15 protein-coding genes are annotated in these 16,289 nt (G+C 60.8%); 5 read left to right on the top strand and 10 right to left on the bottom strand.

All coding sequences use genetic code 11. The features are described from left to right. Positions 1 to 312: 312 nt before the first annotated feature. Positions 313 to 783 (bottom strand): hypothetical protein, encoded by a 471-nt coding sequence (locus ACZ0AZ_RS00260; protein WP_039759853.1) that lies wholly within the window; start codon positions 781 to 783, stop codon positions 313 to 315. A gap of 454 nt (positions 784 to 1,237) precedes the next feature. Between ACZ0AZ_RS00260 and ACZ0AZ_RS00255 the strand changes: the two genes are divergently transcribed. Beyond that, entirely contained in the window at positions 1,238 to 2,173 is a 936-nt protein-coding gene (locus ACZ0AZ_RS00255; RefSeq protein WP_016770829.1) for a chemotaxis protein CheV, read from the top strand. A 192-nt stretch (positions 2,174 to 2,365) separates the two neighbouring features. Next, complete coding sequence (locus tag ACZ0AZ_RS00250) at positions 2,366 to 3,172, top strand: MOSC domain-containing protein (RefSeq protein ID WP_463538539.1); 807 nt, start codon at positions 2,366 to 2,368, stop codon at positions 3,170 to 3,172. Between the two features lie 72 nt (positions 3,173 to 3,244). On the opposite strand, the gene ppnP is transcribed toward ACZ0AZ_RS00250, so the two are convergent. From ppnP to ACZ0AZ_RS00210, 8 genes are all read right to left on the bottom strand, one after another. Next, a complete protein-coding gene (ppnP, locus tag ACZ0AZ_RS00245; protein WP_039759849.1) occupies positions 3,245 to 3,529 on the bottom strand; it encodes a pyrimidine/purine nucleoside phosphorylase in 285 nt (94 codons plus the stop codon). Positions 3,530 to 3,600: 71 nt separating this feature from the next. After that, positions 3,601 to 4,143, bottom strand: a complete 543-nt coding sequence (locus ACZ0AZ_RS00240; RefSeq protein ID WP_039759847.1) for a 3'-5' exonuclease — start codon at positions 4,141 to 4,143, stop codon at positions 3,601 to 3,603. A gap of 43 nt (positions 4,144 to 4,186) precedes the next feature. Continuing rightward, positions 4,187 to 6,175, bottom strand: coding sequence for an acetyl/propionyl/methylcrotonyl-CoA carboxylase subunit alpha (locus ACZ0AZ_RS00235; protein ID WP_463538538.1), 1,989 nt, complete (start codon positions 6,173 to 6,175; stop codon positions 4,187 to 4,189). A 120-nt stretch (positions 6,176 to 6,295) separates the two neighbouring features. Further along, positions 6,296 to 7,090, bottom strand: a complete 795-nt coding sequence (locus ACZ0AZ_RS00230; protein ID WP_463538537.1) for an enoyl-CoA hydratase/isomerase family protein — start codon at positions 7,088 to 7,090, stop codon at positions 6,296 to 6,298. Then, positions 7,087 to 8,244: a citronellyl-CoA dehydrogenase gene (gene atuD, locus ACZ0AZ_RS00225; protein WP_039759842.1), complete on the bottom strand. Its 1,158-nt coding sequence runs from the start codon at positions 8,242 to 8,244 to the stop codon at positions 7,087 to 7,089. The genes ACZ0AZ_RS00230 and atuD overlap by 4 nt, the downstream gene beginning before the upstream one ends. A 30-nt stretch (positions 8,245 to 8,274) precedes the next feature. After that, positions 8,275 to 9,891, bottom strand: a complete 1,617-nt coding sequence (locus ACZ0AZ_RS00220) for an acyl-CoA carboxylase subunit beta (RefSeq protein ID WP_463538536.1) — start codon at positions 9,889 to 9,891, stop codon at positions 8,275 to 8,277. 3 nt (positions 9,892 to 9,894) lie between these two features. Next, a complete protein-coding gene (locus ACZ0AZ_RS00215) occupies positions 9,895 to 10,779 on the bottom strand; it encodes an SDR family oxidoreductase (protein ID WP_463538535.1) in 885 nt (294 codons plus the stop codon). A 12-nt stretch (positions 10,780 to 10,791) separates the two neighbouring features. After that, entirely contained in the window at positions 10,792 to 12,576 is a 1,785-nt protein-coding gene (locus ACZ0AZ_RS00210) for an acyclic terpene utilization AtuA family protein (protein ID WP_463538534.1), read from the bottom strand. Between the two features lie 184 nt (positions 12,577 to 12,760). Here ACZ0AZ_RS00210 and ACZ0AZ_RS00205 point away from each other — a divergent pair, with 184 nt between their 5' ends. From ACZ0AZ_RS00205 to ACZ0AZ_RS00195, 3 genes are all read left to right on the top strand, one after another. After that, positions 12,761 to 13,384, top strand: coding sequence for a TetR/AcrR family transcriptional regulator (locus ACZ0AZ_RS00205; protein ID WP_039759835.1), 624 nt, complete (start codon positions 12,761 to 12,763; stop codon positions 13,382 to 13,384). A gap of 94 nt (positions 13,385 to 13,478) precedes the next feature. Further along, positions 13,479 to 14,276, top strand: a complete 798-nt coding sequence (locus tag ACZ0AZ_RS00200; protein WP_415761904.1) for a substrate-binding periplasmic protein — start codon at positions 13,479 to 13,481, stop codon at positions 14,274 to 14,276. An 85-nt stretch (positions 14,277 to 14,361) separates the two neighbouring features. Continuing rightward, a complete protein-coding gene (locus ACZ0AZ_RS00195; protein ID WP_463538533.1) occupies positions 14,362 to 15,375 on the top strand; it encodes a GNAT family N-acetyltransferase in 1,014 nt (337 codons plus the stop codon). A 136-nt stretch (positions 15,376 to 15,511) separates the two neighbouring features. Here ACZ0AZ_RS00195 and ACZ0AZ_RS00190 read toward each other — a convergent pair whose 3' ends face one another. Beyond that, the gene (locus tag ACZ0AZ_RS00190; protein ID WP_008088195.1) at positions 15,512 to 16,066 is read right to left on the bottom strand and encodes an RNA polymerase factor sigma-70; all 555 of its coding nucleotides are present in this window, start codon (positions 16,064 to 16,066) and stop codon (positions 15,512 to 15,514) included. Positions 16,067 to 16,289: the final 223 nt, after the last annotated feature.

Genomic DNA, 16,289 nt, shown 5'->3' with positions numbered 1-16,289 from the left:
GAGTCAGTGTGCCATTAACGGCAGGCAACTAGCCGGCGGCATAATACCACTTAACATACCGTCGGTCGCGGTTGCTATATATGTCCATTCAGTCAGGAAATATCGGTTTGTGGACGTAAGTTCCATATTGGAAAAAGCTGGAATTGTTGTAGTTCGGCCACTTTGACGGGCCGGGAAGTGTCGCTGGGTGACACAGGGAAAACCCTGATGGCGGCACTTGGAAATTAGCCGTTGGTCGGGCTGATTATTTGATCCGGGTTGTCGCTGGCAGGTATGAACTATTCAATTACGACAATATCGCGGCCTGTCTTATCAAGCCTGCCGCGCTGCTGGGGAGGGTGGCAGCAAACGTTTGCTCATCGTCTTCGGCTCAAATGTGTCCTGACCCATTTGCGCGGCGAACGCTTCCAGCAAAGCTGTTTGCTCGCTTTCATCAAGGCTCAGCTGTCCGGTCTTGTGATCCACCAGCTCCAGTTGCCATGCCATCAAGGTGAAACAGTCTCGTAATGCATCAAGCGCCTGGTCGTGCAGGTCGACATGATCCTGCGTCAGATTCAGCAGACTATAGATATGCAGGGAAAACTCGGAGATTGCTTCCAGTGCCAACGCTTCGGCGCGGCCTGCCAACTTCAGCAGAGTGCCGAGCATACAGTCGATGGCATCCTTGTCATTGCTGATCAATTGCAGATGGTTCAGGCATTCTTCGGACTTGGCGAGAAGCGTTTCGGCCTCGACCAGAAATTCGGGGAAGCGTTGCGCCCAGTCTTTGCGATCGATTGGCATGTTTATCTCCACCACGTCGTGTTGGTTGACGGATGGCCGGGTGTGGCGACGATCGTGGATCGTCGGCAGATCGCGCCCGGCCGTGCAAGCACACGGGCCGAGAGGTTCCAGAGGGTGGGTTGCCACTGAATTGCGATCGCACACAATAGCCTGACTCCGTTCATGCAATGAGAATGGCGTCACAGTAATGGCTATTGGAAATGGCGAATATCAGGTTGGGCCTGATTGATCCTAGGGGAATCCCTTAGGCGCGGGAACCTAACGTGCAAACCGAGGTCGCGCCGCAATGAATCTAGCAGATGAAATCACGAATGCCAGTAAAGCATGATGTCAGTGTGACATCAATGCTCGTTTGTGGCATTTTTACTTACGGGCTTTACAGCAATCAAGATTAGCTGAATGCAGCCGATAAACCCCCATAGTGAATTCATCAGAACAAGCCCAGGAGTCATTGATGGCCGGCATTCTCGACACGGTAGACCAACGCACGCAACTGGTGGGTGAGAATCGCCTGGAAATCCTCATGTTTCGCCTGGCCGGACGCCAGTTGTTCGCGATCAACGTGTTCAAGGTTCAGGAAGTACTGCAACTGCCGAAGCTGACCCTGATGCCGCAGCGTCATCCCTTTGTTTGCGGCGTGGTCAACCTGCGCGGTCAGACATTGCCGGTGATCGACCTGTCCCAGGCAATCGGCATGCGCCCACTGGTGCCGGGCCCGAACAGCACGATCATCGTCACCGAGTACAACCGTTCGGTGCAGGCCTTCCTCGTCGGCGGCGTCGACCGCATCGTCAACATGAACTGGGAAGCCATTCTGCCGCCGCCGACCAGTGCCGGCCGCCAGCATTATCTGACCGCGATCAGCAAGGTCGACGATCAACTGGTCGAGATCATCGACGTAGAGAAAGTCCTCGCTGAAATCGTCCCTTACAACGCCAAGGTTTCACGCGAGAAACTCGACGACCCGGTACTCGAGCGCGCCCGTGGCCGCGAAGTGTTGCTGGTGGACGACTCCAACGTAGCGCTTTCGCAATTGCGCGATACCCTCGGCCAGCTCGGGGTGAAAATGCACATTGCCAGTGACGGTCTGAAAGCCTTGAACATGCTCAAGGCCTGGGCCGATACCGGCGTGCACATGACTGACAAACTGCTGATGATTTTCACCGACGCGGAAATGCCGGAAATGGATGGCTATCGCCTGACCACGGAAATCCGCAACGATCCGCGCCTGCGTGGGTTGTATGTCGTGCTGCACACCTCGTTGTCGGGCAGCTTCAACGACTCGATGGTGAAGAAGGTCGGTTGCGACAACTTCCTCTCCAAATTCCAGCCGGACAAACTGGTCGACGTGGTGCGCCAGCGTCTGATGCTCGACGCCGTGCCGGCCTGAAACACGCACATCTTGCTTCCTGTGGGAGCGAGCCTGCTCGCGAAAGCGCAGGGTCGGAGACATTGATGGCGAATGTGCCGGCCTGTTCGCGAGCAGGCTCGCTCCCACGGGGATTGTGTTTAAACCCCAGACGGCTTTGATTCGGTATTGAAGCTCGTATAGGGTGGCGTTTTTCCATCAAGGAAGCTGGCCATGCTGCGTCTGAGCGCGCTTTATCGTTACCCGTTGAAATCCGGCAAGGGCGAACTCCTGCAAAGCATCGAGCTGGACAAGCTGGGCCTGGCAGGCGACCGCCGCTGGATGCTGGTGGACGAGGCCAGCGGGCGCTTTCTGACCCAGCGTGCCGAAGCGAAGATGAGTCAGTTGTCGGCCTTGTGCAATGCCAGCGGCGGTCTGACCGTGAGCGCTCCGGAGCACGGCTCGATCGAAATTCCTTTGCCTGATGCAGACGCCGAGCTGCGCGGTGTGACGATCTGGCGCGACACCCTGCGGGTGCCGGACGCCGGTGATCAAGCCGCGCGTTTCGTCAGCGACTTCCTCGGCAAGCCCACGCGTCTGGTGCAAATGCCGCTCGAGCGGGCACGCACCACGCAGTCGGGTTTCGGCAAGGACGACGATAAAGTAGCGTTCGCCGACGGTTATCCATTGCTGCTGATCGGCGAATCCTCGCGGCTGGCGCTCTCGGAAACGGTAGGGCGAGAGCTGGAGATGCTGCGCTTCCGTCCGAATCTGGTCATCGAGGGCAGCGCCCCTTACGCCGAGGACAACTGGAAGCGTCTTCGCATCGGCGACATCGAATTCCGTGTGGTCAAACCGTGCGCGCGTTGCATCATGACGACTGTTGACCCGCAAACCGGTGAGCGCAGCCCTGATCGCGAGCCGTTCGCGACGCTGCAGAAACACCGCAGCACCGCTGACGGCGCGATGTTCGGGCAGAATCTGGTCAATGACGGCAACGGCCGCCTGGAAGTCGGCATGCCGGTGGAAATTCTCGAATAGGTTGTCGCTGCAACGAAAAATGCCCGGGTCTTTTGGACGCGGGCATTTTTTTGCGCTGTGAACCCGGCGGGATCAGCCGCGGTATTCGCACAGGTAAGCGGTATCGACGGCGACCTTCAGCTGGAACTTGCTGTTGGCCGGGACGTTGAACTGGCTGCCAGCGGCGAAGGTTTCCCAGTCGCTGCTGTCTGGCAGTTTGACGCTCAGCGCGCCGGACACCACGTGCATGATCTCGCGCTGACTGGTGCCGAATTCGTATTCGCCCGGGGCCATGACGCCAATGGTCGCCGGACCTTCAGCGGTGCCAAAGGCGATCGACTTGACGGTGCCGTCGAAGTACTCGTTGACTTTAAACATGGGCGGATTCCTCGAAAAGGGCTTAAAAGGGGGCGGCCAGTATGCACAAGGCTTTTCGTGCCGTCACGCGTCTAAAGCGGCAGCACCAGCGGCAATAACCGTGCGGTATTGCGGGCATCTTCCAGCGCGCGATGTTGTTGGCCGTTGAACTGCATGCCCGCCAGTTGCAACGCGCCGTTGAGCCCCAGCGGTCGTTCCAGGCGGCGAGCCTTGGCGAAGCGCTGTTTGAGGTTCATGTGCGGGACTTTGCTCAGGCCACTGTCGATGTTCAGGCGCTGCCACTCTTGCAGCAACTGCTGGCGATCGTAACCGCCCCAACTGGCCCAGCCTTCAAGGCGAGCCTGATGCTGCGCCAGCCAGCGCTCAAAGGCTGGCCAGACCTCGCTCAGCGGTTGCGCCGAGTCGATGTTGGCCTGGGTGATGTGCGTCAGCTCCCGACAGAACGACGTCAGCAATGGACGGCGGGTCGGTTTGACGAAGCGCTGAAAGTGATCCTGCTCGCGCCCGGCGCGGTCGACCAGGGTCGCACCGATTTCGATAATTTCCATTTCCGCGACCGGCCAGCCACCTTCGTCTGTGGTGGCTTCCAGATCTATGACCAGCCAATGGGGCATCGCAGGGTTCCTGATTTCCGCGTTCTGATTTATCAGAGCGTAGTCAAACCCCGCACTTGTGCCCGGGCGAATACTCGACCTGCAACAGAACCTGACGATTTTTTACCTGATCGCCGACCTTCACTTGCACCCGTTTGAGCACGCCATCGATGCCGGCCTTCAACGGATGCTCCATTTTCATTGCCTCCAGTACCACCAGTAATTGACCCTTGCTGACCGTACTGCCTTCGCTGACCAGCACGTCGACAATGGCACCGTCCATCGGTGCTTTCAGGGTGCCGGAGGCGACGCTCGTCTGACTGCCGATCGGCGCATGAGTTCGATCCTCCAGGCGCAGGCTGCCCGGATGAGTGAACAGCCACAGCTGCCCATCGTGCAGACGATAGGCATGGCGCTGGCGCAGGCCGTCGACCTCCATGGTCACCGACTGCGTGGTGTGCTCGATGATTTTCAACTCCAGCGTGCGTTCGCCGACCTGCACGACATATTCACCGGATCTGCGCGCCAGCACCGACAGCGTCCAGTCCTGTTCGTCCCTGCCGAGTCGATAGTGCAGCGGCACACTGGCGTTGTTGCGCCAGCCATGCAGCGGGGCGCGATGGGGCAGGGCGCTGGCCTGATAAAACAACACCACGGCGATCGCCAATTGCTCTGCCTTGGGCACATGAGCGTTGAGACTGGCGTGGCTGGAAAAGTGTTGCTGGATGAACGCTGTGCTGAAGTCGCCGCTGATGAATTGCGGATGTTGCAGCAGGCCTTCGAGCAAGCGCTGATTGCTCTGCACGCCAAGCAGCACGGTGTCCTGCACCGCACGCAACAATTTGCGCCGCGCCTCTTCGCGGGTAGCGCCGTGGGCGATCAGCTTGCCGAGCATCGGGTCGTAGAACGGGCTGACCGACTGGCCTTCAAGCAGACCGTGATCGATGCGTGCGCCATGCTCCAGTGCAGGTTGCCATGTGGCAATTCGGCCGGTTTGCGGGAGAAAGTCCGCCGCGGGATCTTCGGCGTAGAGGCGTACTTCCATGGCGTGGCCGTCGAGGCGGATCTGCTCTTGGGTCAGCGGTAGCGGCTGGCCTTCGGCGACCAGCAACTGCCAGGCGACGAGGTCTTGCCCAGTGATCATTTCCGTTACCGGGTGTTCGACCTGCAGTCGGGTGTTCATCTCCAGGAAGTAGAACTGCCCGCGCGCGTCGAGCAGGAACTCCACGGTGCCGGCGCCGACATAATTCACCGCCCGCCCGGCCTTGAGCGCGGCCTCGCCCATGGCCTGACGCAGCTCGGCGGTCATCACCGGGCACGGTGCTTCTTCGACAACTTTCTGATGGCGGCGCTGGATCGAGCAATCGCGTTCGCCGAGATAGACCAGATGGCCGTGCTGGTCGCCGAACAGTTGCACTTCGACGTGACGCGGTTCGATCACTGCCTGCTCGAGAATCAAATCGTCGCTACCGAAACCGTTCATTGCTTCGGAGCGCGCGGTGCGCAGTTGCGCCGCCAGTTCGCTGGCCTCGTGCACCAGGCGCATGCCACGTCCACCACCACCGGCGCTGGCCTTGATCATCAGCGGATAGCCGATGCGCTCGGCCTCGGCCAGCAAGGTCGCGTCCTCCTGCGCTGCGCCTTGATAGCCAGCGATACACGGCACGCCCGCGTCGAGCATGGCGATTTTCGACAGGCGCTTGCTGCCCATCAGTTCGATCGCTTCGACGCTGGGGCCGATGAAAATCAGCCCGGCTTCGGCGCAAGCGCGGGCGAAATCGGCGTTTTCCGAGAGGAAGCCGTAGCCGGGATGAATGGCATCGGCGCCGCTGCGGCAGGCGGCGTCAATGATCGCCGCAATGTTGAGGTAGGACTGCTGCACCGGCGCCGGGCCGATGTGCACGGCCTGATCGGCCATTTGTACGTGCAGCGCATCGGCATCGGCGTCGCTGAACACCGCGACGGTGCGATAGCCCAGCGCCTGGGCCGTGCGCTGGATGCGGCAGGCGATTTCACCGCGGTTGGCGATCAGGATTTTGTGGAGGGTGGGCATGGTGGGGTTCCTGAGTTTTTGACTTTGAATGTGATGGCCTCATCGCTGGCAAGCCAGCTCCCACAAGTTTTTTGAGCGAATGAGAAACCGTGTGGGAGCGGGCTTGCCCGCGATGCTTTTTCAGGCCCACCCCGGTTTGCGTTTCTGCACGAATGCCATGGTTCCCTCCACACCTTCGGGGCCGGTCACCGCCGCGCTGAACCACTGCGCCGCCTCTTCAAGCAAGTCACTCGACGGCTGTCCGGCACTCGCCAGCAACAATTTCTTGGTCATCGCATTCGCTTCCGGTGCGCAGCGCAGCACCTGTTGCAAGACTTCATCCAGTCGCTCGGCCAACGCTTGCGCATCCTGCTCAACGAAATGCACCAGCCCTACTCGCTGCGCCTCAGCGCCATCGAAACGCGCCGCTGTCAGCGCGAGCCGGCGGGTTTCGGTCAAGCCGATCCGTTGCACCACAAACGGTGCGATTTGCGCCGGGATCAGGCCGAGGCTGGTTTCCGGCAAACCGAACTGCGCCTGGTGATCGGCCAGGGCGATATCGCTGACGCAGGCCAGACCGAAGCCGCCGCCGAGGACGGCGCCTTGCAGCACAGTGATCAGCACTTGTGGTGTGTGTTGGGCTTGTTCCAGTAACGCACCGAACGCCCGGTTCAACTCACGGTAAGCCTCCGCCCCCTGAGCCCGTGCATTGGCCATGTCCTTGATGTCGCCGCCGGCGCAAAAATGCCCGCCGGCACCGCTGAGCACCAAGGCCCGCACTGTGCGGTCATCGCGTATCGCCGCCAGCACTGCGCGCAGTTCGGCGACCATTTGCAGGCTCATCGCGTTGCGGCTGTCCGGGCGGTTGAGGGTGATGTGCAGCACGCCGCCATGCAGTTCCAGCAACAGCGTCTGGCAATCGGGCAGGCGGCTCATTTCTTTTTCCCCGGCAGGATGCCCATCAGTTTGCAGATGATGCCCAGCATGATTTCGTCGGCGCCGCCGCCAATCGACACCAGACGCACATCGCGATAGGCGCGGGCCACCGGGTTGTCCCACATGAAGCCCATGCCGCCCCAATATTGCAGGCAGCTGTCGCTGACTTCACGGCCGAGGCGTCCGGCCTTGAGCTTGGCCATCGACGCCAGTCGGGTGACGTCCTGACCTTTGATGTACTGCTCGGTGGCCTGATAGACCAGCGCGCGCAGGCATTCGATTTCGGTCTGCAATTCGGCCAGGCGGAAGTGAATCACCTGGTTGTCGATCAGCGCGTTGCCGAAGGTCTTGCGCTCCTTGCAGTACTCGATGGTGCTGTCGATGCAATATTCCAGGCCCTTGATCATGTTCGCCGCGCCGAACAGGCGTTCCTCCTGGAACTGCAGCATCTGCATCATGAACCCGGCGCCTTCGTGGCCGATGCGATTGCGCTGCGGCACGCGCACGTTGTCGAAGAACACCTGCGCGGTTTCCGAGCTGCGCATGCCGAGTTTATCCAGGTGCGAGCTGAGGCTGATGCCCGGGGTGGTCATCGGCACCATGATCAGCGACTTGTTGATGTGCGGCTTGTCGTCCGACGTGTTGGCCAGCAGGCAGATGAAATCGGCGCTCGGCGAGTTGGTGATCCACATTTTGCTGCCGTTGATCACGTAGTCGTCGCCGTCCTTGCGCGCCGTGGTTTTCAGCCCGGCAACATCGGAGCCGGCGCCGACTTCGGAAACGCCGATGCAGCCGACCTGCTCGCCCGTGATCGCCGGCCGGAGGAACTCTTCGCGCAGTTCATCGGAGCCGAAGCGGGCGAGGGCCGGGGTGCACATGTCGGTCTGTACGCCGATCGACATCGGAATCCCGCCGCAATGAATGGTGCCGAACTCTTCGGCGGCGACAATCGAATAGCTGTAGTCGAGGCCCATGCCGCCGAATTTTTCCGGCTTGGAAATGCCCAGCAGGCCCAGCTCGCCGGCCTTGCGGAAAATCTCGTGGATCGGAAAGCGCCCGGCCTTTTCCCATTCTTCGACGTGCGGGTTGATCTCGTGCGTGACGAACTGGCGGACGGTGCGGCGCAGGGCTTCGTGTTCCGGGGTGAAGATCATTGTTGTTGTTCTCCGTAGGATCCGTGGCGGTCAGAAGCGGCTGACGCCGAAGCTGTTGGGTTGCAGCGTACGCCGGTCGGCTTCGTGGCAGATATCCAGCAAGTAGCCAAGCAGGGTGCGGGTGTCGCGCGGGTCGATCAGGCCGTCGTCCCACAGGTTGGCGCTGCCGTACAGGGCGGTGGATTGGCTGTCGAGTTTCTGCGCGGTCATCTGTTCGAGCATGTCGAGCATTTTCGGATCGGGCTCGATGCCGTTCTTCAGCTGTTTGGCCTCAGTGACGATGCGCAAGACCTTGCCGGCCTGCGCGCCACCCATCACTGCCGTTCGGCTGTTGGGCCAGGCGAAGATGAAGCGCGGATCGAGCCCGCGTCCGCACATCGCATAATTGCCGGCGCCGTAGGAACCGCCGACGACGATGGTCAGTTTAGCCACCCGTGCATTGGCCACCGCCTGGATCAGTTTCGAGCCGTGCTTGATCACGCCTTGCTGCTCCGATTCGGTGCCGACCATGAACCCCGTGGTGTTGTGGAAAAACAGCAGCGGCGTCTGGCTCTGGTCGCACAGCTGGATGAACTGCGCCGCCTTGCTCGCACCTTGCGGGGTGATCGGGCCGTTGTTGCCGATGAAGCCGCAGGCGCGGCCCTGGATTTTCAGTTGGCCGCAAATGGTTTGCTGATCGAACTCGCCTTTGAACTCGAGAAAGTCCGATTCATCGGCGATCCTCGCGATGATTTCGCGCACGTCGTAGGGCTTTTTCGCATCGTCGGGGATCAGCCCCAGCAGTTCGTCGATGGGGTAGAGCGGTGCCTTGTATTGCAGCTCCGGCAGCCAGGGCAGCTGTTCGTTCCACGGCAGCATGCGCATGATGTCGCGGACCTGACGGATGCCGTCAGCATCGTTTTCAGCGAGGTATTCAGCGGTGCCGGCGACCTGCGCGTGCATTTCGGCGCCACCGAGTTCTTCATCGGTGGCCACTTCGCCGGTCGCCGCTTTGAGCAATGGCGGGCCGGCGAGAAACAGCTTGGCCTTGCCGCGCACCACCACCACGTAATCCGACAAGCCCGGTTGATAGGCGCCGCCGGCCGTGGCCGAGCCGTGCACCACGGTGATCTGCGGCAAACCCATCGCTGACATGCGCGCCTGGTTGGCGAAACTGCGCGCGCCTTCGACAAAAATCTCCGCCGCGTAGTTGAGGTTGGCGCCGCCGCTTTCGGCGAGGGTGATCATCGGCAGTTTGTTTTCCCGGGCGATCTGTTGCAGGCGCAGGGATTTTTTCAGGCCGCTCGGCGAGATCGTGCCGCCCTTGATTGCGCTGTTGTTGGCGACCACCATCGCGCGGATGCCGCAGACATAACCGATGCCGGCAATCAGCCCGCCACCGGCCGAACTGCCGTCCTTGTCGTCATGCAACTTGTAGCCGGCGAGGCTGGCCAGTTCGAGGAACGGCGCGCCGGGGTCGAGTAACAGATTCAGGCGCTCGCGGGGCAACAGTTGCCCGCGTTTGCTGAATTTGTCTTTGGCTTCGGCGGCCTTGTTCAGCAGGTTCTGTTCAAGCTGCTGCACCTGCTCGATGGCGGCAAGCATGGCCGCGCGGTTGCGCGCGAACGCTTCGCTGTGCGGATCGAGTTGCGACTGGATCTGCGCCATGGCTTATTCCTTGTCCTTGAGCGCGTCGGGACGCAACACTTCTGGTAAACAGGCGCGGTGAAAGCCGTTGAACGATTCGCTGTGGCTGGCCTTGTGCAGCGGCCACGCCCGACTGCCGAGGCTGGCGGCACCGTCGATTTTCACCGTAGTGCCGCTGATGAACGCCGCCGCCGGGCTGAGCAGAAACACGATCGCCGCACTGACTTCCGATTCGGTGCCGATGCGCTTGAGCGGCACGTGCTCGCGCAGGGTCGGGATCACCGCTTTGAACGCGCCTTCGTAAGTGTCCATGCCACTGGAGGCGATCCAGCCCGGCGCCACGGCGTTGACCCGCACTCCGGCATAACCCCACTCGAACGCGGCAGTCTTGGTGAAGTTGTCCATGCCCGAACGCGCCGCGCCCGAGTGGCCCATGCCGGGCATGCCGCCCCACATGTCGGCGAGCATGTTGACGATGCTGCCGCCGTGTTTGCTCATCGACTGGTTGAACACTTCCCGGGCCATGAGAAAACCGCCGACCAGATTGGTGCGCAGCACGGTTTCAAAACCCTTCTGATTGATCGAGGCCAAGGGCGACGGATACTGGCCGCCGGCATTGTTGACCAGACCGTGGATCGGCCCGTGTTCGGCGATCAGCTCTTTGACCAATTGTTTGACCGCTTCTTCATCGCGGATATCGCAGGCCTTCCAGTGCGCGCGGCCGCCGTCCTCGGCGATTTCGGCGGCGACCTTTTCGAGTTTTTCCGGCTTGCGCCCGACCAGCAGCACATTGGCGCCAAGGGCCGCCAGTTCATGGGCGGTGCAGCGACCGATGCCGCTGCCGCCGCCGGTGACAATCAGGTTCTGGCCGCTGAACAGATCGGCGCGAAAAATCGACGCGTAAGCCATGCACACCATCCTCTAGTCGAGCTGTTCGGCGATGCTCTGCGGCACCGGAATCTGGATTTCCAATAGTTGTTGAGCGAAGGCCTTGCCCTGCGGATCGATGCGCAGACTGGCGACACCGCCACCGCCGAGGGCGTTTTCCAAGAGAAAGTTGAGGCTGTGGCTGCCGGGCAGATACCAGCGTTCGACACGCCCGAGAAGTGGATCGAGGACGTGACGCATCCAGTCGACCACCACCGAAGTGGTCAGCGCTTCGGCGATCCACGGCAGGTAATCGGGATGGCGCGGCATCACGCCGATGTTGCTGTGGTTGCCCTTGTCGCCGGAGCGCGCCACCGCCAGTTTCACCAGCGGCACACTGGCATCGGCGCGGCCCTGGGGTTTGGGTGGCTGATGGGCGATCGGCAAATCTGCGCTGTCGAGGGCCACCGGGTCGGGCAGGGCGCACGGATGGCGCTCACCGGCCATGTCGATTTGCAGCGTGCAGGCATTTTTATCTACGAGAAATGAGAACAGGCGGATGACTGGGTACACGGTCGGACGTCCGCCGACAATGCCGGTCAAACCCGGCGCCATACCGGTCGCGGCCTGGGCGATCTCTTTGGAAAACAGCACCAGCGCGCGTTTGTCAGGATGGCGCACGGCGATCTTGATCACCACTTCACGGCTGTCGCGGCGCTGGGCGTGGGGGCCATAGGTGGCTTCGCTGCCGAGCAGTTCGACATGGGTTTCGCTGTAGGGCGACCAGCCGCGCAGGCTGAACATCTCGGCGGTCTTGTCGATGATCGCCTGACTGACCCGCCGCGCCTTGTCTACCGCGTCGATGCCGGCCATCAGGCAACTCGCCGTACAGCGAAAACCGTCCGGGTACGTGGCGCTGACCTTGTATTTATCGCTGGGCGGCAGGCCTTTGGCACCGTGCACCTGCACGATATTTTTGCCTTGTTGCTGAAGTTTGACCTGAGTGAAATCGCAGATCACATCGGGTAACAGATAGGCCTGCGGATCGCCGATTTCGTAGAGCATCTGCTCGCCGACGGTCAGCGGCGTGACCAGGCCGCCGGAGCCTTCGGGTTTGCTGACGAGGAACTGGCCGTCGGCGCTGACCTCGACGATCGGAAAACCGATGTGCTCGTAATCCGGCACCTCGCGCCAGTCGGTGAAATTACCGCCGGTGCACTGCGCGCCGCATTCAATGATGTGCCCGGCCAGCGCGGCCTGGGCGAGTTTGTCGTAGTCGTGCCACGACCAGCCGAATTCATGGACCAGCGCCGCGCTGACCACGGCGCTGTCGACCACCCGGCCAGTGATGACGATGTCGGCACCCATGCGCAAGGCTTCGACAATTCCTGGCGCGCCGAGGTAGGCGTTGGTCGATACGCACATCCGCGGCAGTGGAGCGCCGCTGAACATTTCGCGGATATCGGCGGGGTTTTTGAGCTGTCCTTGCAGGTCATCGCCGAGCAATACGGCAATCTTCAGCGGGACCCCAGCCTGGTCGCAGGCCGCTTGCAGGGCCGCCGCGCAAGCCTGCGGATTGACCCCGCCGGCGTTGCTGATCACGCGGATCTTCTGTTCAGCCAGTTGCGTCAGCAGCGGCGCCAGCACTTCAACGAAGTCGCTGGCGAACCCGGCCTGCGGGTCTTTCAGGCGCGCGCCTGCCATCAGCGACAGGGTGATCTCGGCGAGGTAATCGAACACCAGATAGTCGAGGTTTCCCCCCGTGACAAGCTGGGCGGCAGCAGTGGAAGTGTCGCCCCAAAAAGCACTGGCGCAGCCGATTCGCACGGTGTTTGGCATTTTTATCTCCGACTCAGGGCCCTGCGACAGAAGTGTCTGGAGGCTACCAAGCAAGCGCTTGGTTTGTAAACAGGCGAAACATTCTTCTGCCCAAGCGCTTGCTTGGTGCCCGCGCGCGGCTTAAATTGCGCGCAACCCTGCGGTTACAGGGGGCAACACACTGATCGACTGTAGGAGAGAACGGGTGGACGAGCAAAAAGCCCTGCGGGTCATGCGCGAACTGGTCGAGCAAGGCCAGTTGACCGACCCGGACAGCGCCCGTGGCAAATTGCTGCAAGTGGCGGCTCACCTGTTTCGCAACAAAGGCTACGAGCGCACCACGGTGCGTGATCTGGCCAGCGCTGTGGGCATTCAGTCGGGCAGTATTTTTCATCACTTCAAAAGCAAGGATGAAATCCTTCGCGCAGTGATGGAGGAGACCATCCGCTACAACACCGCGTTGATGCGCGCAGCCCTGGCCGAGGCAAGCGACGTGCGCGACAAGGTGCTGGCGCTGATTCGTTGCGAGTTGCAGTCGATCATGGGCGGCAGCGGCGAAGCGATGGCGGTGCTGGTGTACGAATGGCGCTCGTTGTCCGAAGACGGCCAGGCTAAAGTCCTGGCTTTGCGTGACGTTTACGAAGACATCTGGCTGCAGGTTCTGGGCGAGGCCAAGGACGCCGGCTACATTCGCGGCGACGTTTTTATTACCCGACGTTTCCTCACCGGCGCACTGTCCTGGACCACCACCTGGTTCCGTGCTGGCGGCAGTTTGAGCCTCGATCAACTCGCCGACGAAGCGCTGATTCTGGTCCTCGAAGCACGTTGAATAGCCGTCTGTTCCGGGCGGGAAACTGGCTAACTCGGCGAAACCGCCTAGCTTGAATGCATTGATCGCTATTTTTTTCGGGGAGTGGGGTGTTTTGAAGTCTTCGCCAATTCGGACAGCCGCCGGGCTGATGCTCGCTGCGCTGGCTGCGTTATGGGTATTGCCCGCTCAGTCAGCGCAATTGGTCCGGGTCGGCGCCGCGCATTTCCCGCCCTATACGATTCGCCCGGAAAACGGCGCCGACACCGGCCTGTTGCCGCAATTGGTCGAGGCGCTGAACCGCTCACAGAGCGAGTATCAGTTCGTCCTGGTGCCGACGTCGATCCCGCGCCGTTTCGGTGATTTCAAGCAGGGCCGCATCGATATGGCGATCTTCGAGAACCCCGAGTGGGGCTGGAAGGACATTCCTCACGATGACGTCGACATGGGCCTGGAAGACGCCGAGATTTTTGTCGCCCAGCGCGAGGATGGCCGCCAGCAGAACTACTTTTCCAGCCTGTCAGGCAAACGTCTGGCGCTGTTCAGCGGTTATCACTACGAATTCGCCAACTTCAACGCCGACCCGAAATACCTCGCGAAAAACTACAACGCCACGCTGACCTATTCCCATGACAGCAACCTGCTGATGGTGCTGCGCGGGCGCGCCGACATTGCCCTGGTGACCCGCTCCTATCTGTTCGATTACCTGCTGCGCAACGAAAAGGTCCGCGATGCGCTTCTGGCCTCCCAGCGTACCGATCAGATCTATCACCATTACGCGATTCTGCGGCCAAGCGCTCCGATCAGCGGCGAAGCCTTCGGCAATCTGTTGCAGCGTTTGCGTGACAACGGCGAGTTGTTGAAGATTTTCGAGCCGTACAGGATTGCCGTGGTGCCGGTGCCGCATCACTGAAGCGCTGTTTTCGTCCCGCGCTTAAATTTCCCTTCCCGGCTCACGTCACTTCGTTGAACTGTCGATGATTACGTGAGCCCGACCCATGTCCCATCTGAACGACCTGACTGCCCTGGCGTTGCCCTCGGGCAGTCGCTTGATCGCTGATGCCAGCGAAAGCCGCTTGAGCCTGAGCCTGGACGGGCAACCGTTGATTCGGCTGCGCCTGAACCGTGGAGGCAAGGGCCCGATCCAGCTTGATGAACGTTATGCCCTGCCGCCCGGGCAGGCCTTATGGGCGGCCTGTTACTGGTTGTTCGCCCGTGACCCGGCGTGTCAGCAGCTAACCTGGCAACTCGATCAACCGCCGACCGAGGCGTTGCTCAGCGGTTTGCTGATTAATACCGATGTCGCCGGCGAATATCGCTGCGAGCGCACACTGTTCTGGCAACTGCCGCAGCCGTGGCTGGGCACTTCACTGAGCGGCAGCTATCCGCAGCAAATGGTCATCAGCCAGGGCAAGCGCCACCCGCTGCGACCGGTGAAACCGCGCGGTGAAGTCTATCGGCGTTTCGATGCGCGGCTTGGCGCATGGGTTTCCTTGCGTACGCTGGAAATCGAAGAGGATCTGTCGTGCTTCAATCGGTGGCAGAACAGCCCGCGCGTGGCGAGTTTCTGGCAGGAGGAGGGCAGCCTTGAGCAGCATCGCGAATACCTCAGCAAGCTCGATGCCGATCCGCACACGCTGACCCTGATCGGCTGTTTCGATGATCAGCCGTTCGCCTATTTCGAAGCCTACTGGGCCAAGGAAGATCGCATCGCGCCGTTCTACGATGCCGGCGATTACGACCGTGGCATTCACATGCTGGTCGGCGAAGAAAGTCATCGCGGCCCGCACAAAGTGGCGAGCTGGTTATCGGCGCTGGTGCATTACCTGTTTCTCGATGATCCGCGCACCCAGCGCGTGGTTGCCGAGCCGCGTGCCGATAACGCGAAAATGATCGGGCATATGCACAATCAGTGTTTCCACTGCGAGAAGGAATTCGATTTTCCGCACAAGCGCGCGGCGCTGATGATTCTGGGGCGGGAGCGGTTTTTTGATCGGTGCAGCTTGGCCTGATGCGTTCGGCCTCGGTATTGCGTTGAGTCTGAGGCCGCTTTCGCGAGCAGGCTCGCTCCCACACTGGATTTGTGTCGTTGTTCAAACCCTGTGGGAGCGAGCCTGCTCGCGAATGGCTTGACGCAAAATCCGGATCCTAACGACGACCCGCGATCACCGCATCCCGCCGACTGCCCGAGACCTTGCGGCAGTGCACCAGCGCATCACGAATCATGAAGTTGACGAGGGTGGGCGATACGCCCAGTTCCTTGGCGATGTCTTTCTGCGGTACGCCGTGCAAGCGGTACATCTCGAAGGCATAACGGGTGCGGCTGGGCAGCTCGGTCAGCGCATCGGCGATGTGTTCCAGGGTCGAGAAGTTGATGTGCGAAGTTTCCGGCGAAGCGCCCTGAATCACCACGTTCAAGCCTTCCTCTTCCGGGCCTGAGTATTTCTGTTCGAGCGCCTGCTTGCGGTAATGATCGATGGCGAGGTTGCGCACGATCTGGAACAGGTAGCTCAGCTGAGCCTTGATCGACGACGTGATCGGCGGCGCCGATTGCAGTCGGAAAAACGCATCCTGCACCACGTCTTCGGCGCGAGACCTGCAGCCGGTAATGCGCGCTGCAATCTTGACCAGAATCAGTCGATTGTCGACGAATGCCTGAAGTAGCGGTGAATCGCACCTGCTTGTGGATACTTGTTCCGTCATGGAAATCACCTTGCTGCCAATAGGTTAGTGGGAGGGCCTCGGGGGATGGCGCCGTCCTACACATCGAGCGACAAATTATGTTGAATGATAATGATTGTCAAATGAGAAAGAGAGGTATTGCTGTAAGGCGATGTGTTTTGCGAACTGCGACACGCCGCCGCACCCCAGCCCTGCTGGACGTCGCGCCTGCCGACTAATTATTTCCCCAGGTCATCCGTTCTCA

This window comes from Pseudomonas sp. AC239 (genome assembly GCF_979258545.1).
The sequence above is the reverse complement of the archived record's forward strand: the minus strand, read 5'-3'. Positions and strand labels throughout refer to the sequence as shown.

What these genes read in the sequence shown, in the direction of transcription:
- ACZ0AZ_RS00260 (WP_039759853.1), bottom strand. Translation starts at nt 783, where the DNA reads ATGCCAATCGATCGCAAAGACTGGGCGCAACGCTTCCCCGAATTTCTG.
- ACZ0AZ_RS00255 (WP_016770829.1), top strand. Translation starts at nt 1,238, where the DNA reads ATGGCCGGCATTCTCGACACGGTAGACCAACGCACGCAACTGGTGGGT.
- ACZ0AZ_RS00250 (WP_463538539.1), top strand. Translation starts at nt 2,366, where the DNA reads ATGCTGCGTCTGAGCGCGCTTTATCGTTACCCGTTGAAATCCGGCAAG.
- ppnP (WP_039759849.1), bottom strand. Translation starts at nt 3,529, where the DNA reads ATGTTTAAAGTCAACGAGTACTTCGACGGCACCGTCAAGTCGATCGCC.
- ACZ0AZ_RS00240 (WP_039759847.1), bottom strand. Translation starts at nt 4,143, where the DNA reads ATGCCCCATTGGCTGGTCATAGATCTGGAAGCCACCACAGACGAAGGT.
- ACZ0AZ_RS00235 (WP_463538538.1), bottom strand. Translation starts at nt 6,175, where the DNA reads ATGCCCACCCTCCACAAAATCCTGATCGCCAACCGCGGTGAAATCGCC.
- ACZ0AZ_RS00230 (WP_463538537.1), bottom strand. Translation starts at nt 7,090, where the DNA reads ATGAGCCGCCTGCCCGATTGCCAGACGCTGTTGCTGGAACTGCATGGC.
- atuD (WP_039759842.1), bottom strand. Translation starts at nt 8,244, where the DNA reads ATGATCTTCACCCCGGAACACGAAGCCCTGCGCCGCACCGTCCGCCAG.
- ACZ0AZ_RS00220 (WP_463538536.1), bottom strand. Translation starts at nt 9,891, where the DNA reads ATGGCGCAGATCCAGTCGCAACTCGATCCGCACAGCGAAGCGTTCGCG.
- ACZ0AZ_RS00215 (WP_463538535.1), bottom strand. Translation starts at nt 10,779, where the DNA reads ATGGCTTACGCGTCGATTTTTCGCGCCGATCTGTTCAGCGGCCAGAAC.
- ACZ0AZ_RS00210 (WP_463538534.1), bottom strand. Translation starts at nt 12,576, where the DNA reads ATGCCAAACACCGTGCGAATCGGCTGCGCCAGTGCTTTTTGGGGCGAC.
- ACZ0AZ_RS00195 (WP_463538533.1), top strand. Translation starts at nt 14,362, where the DNA reads ATGTCCCATCTGAACGACCTGACTGCCCTGGCGTTGCCCTCGGGCAGT.
- ACZ0AZ_RS00190 (WP_008088195.1), bottom strand. Translation starts at nt 16,066, where the DNA reads ATGACGGAACAAGTATCCACAAGCAGGTGCGATTCACCGCTACTTCAG.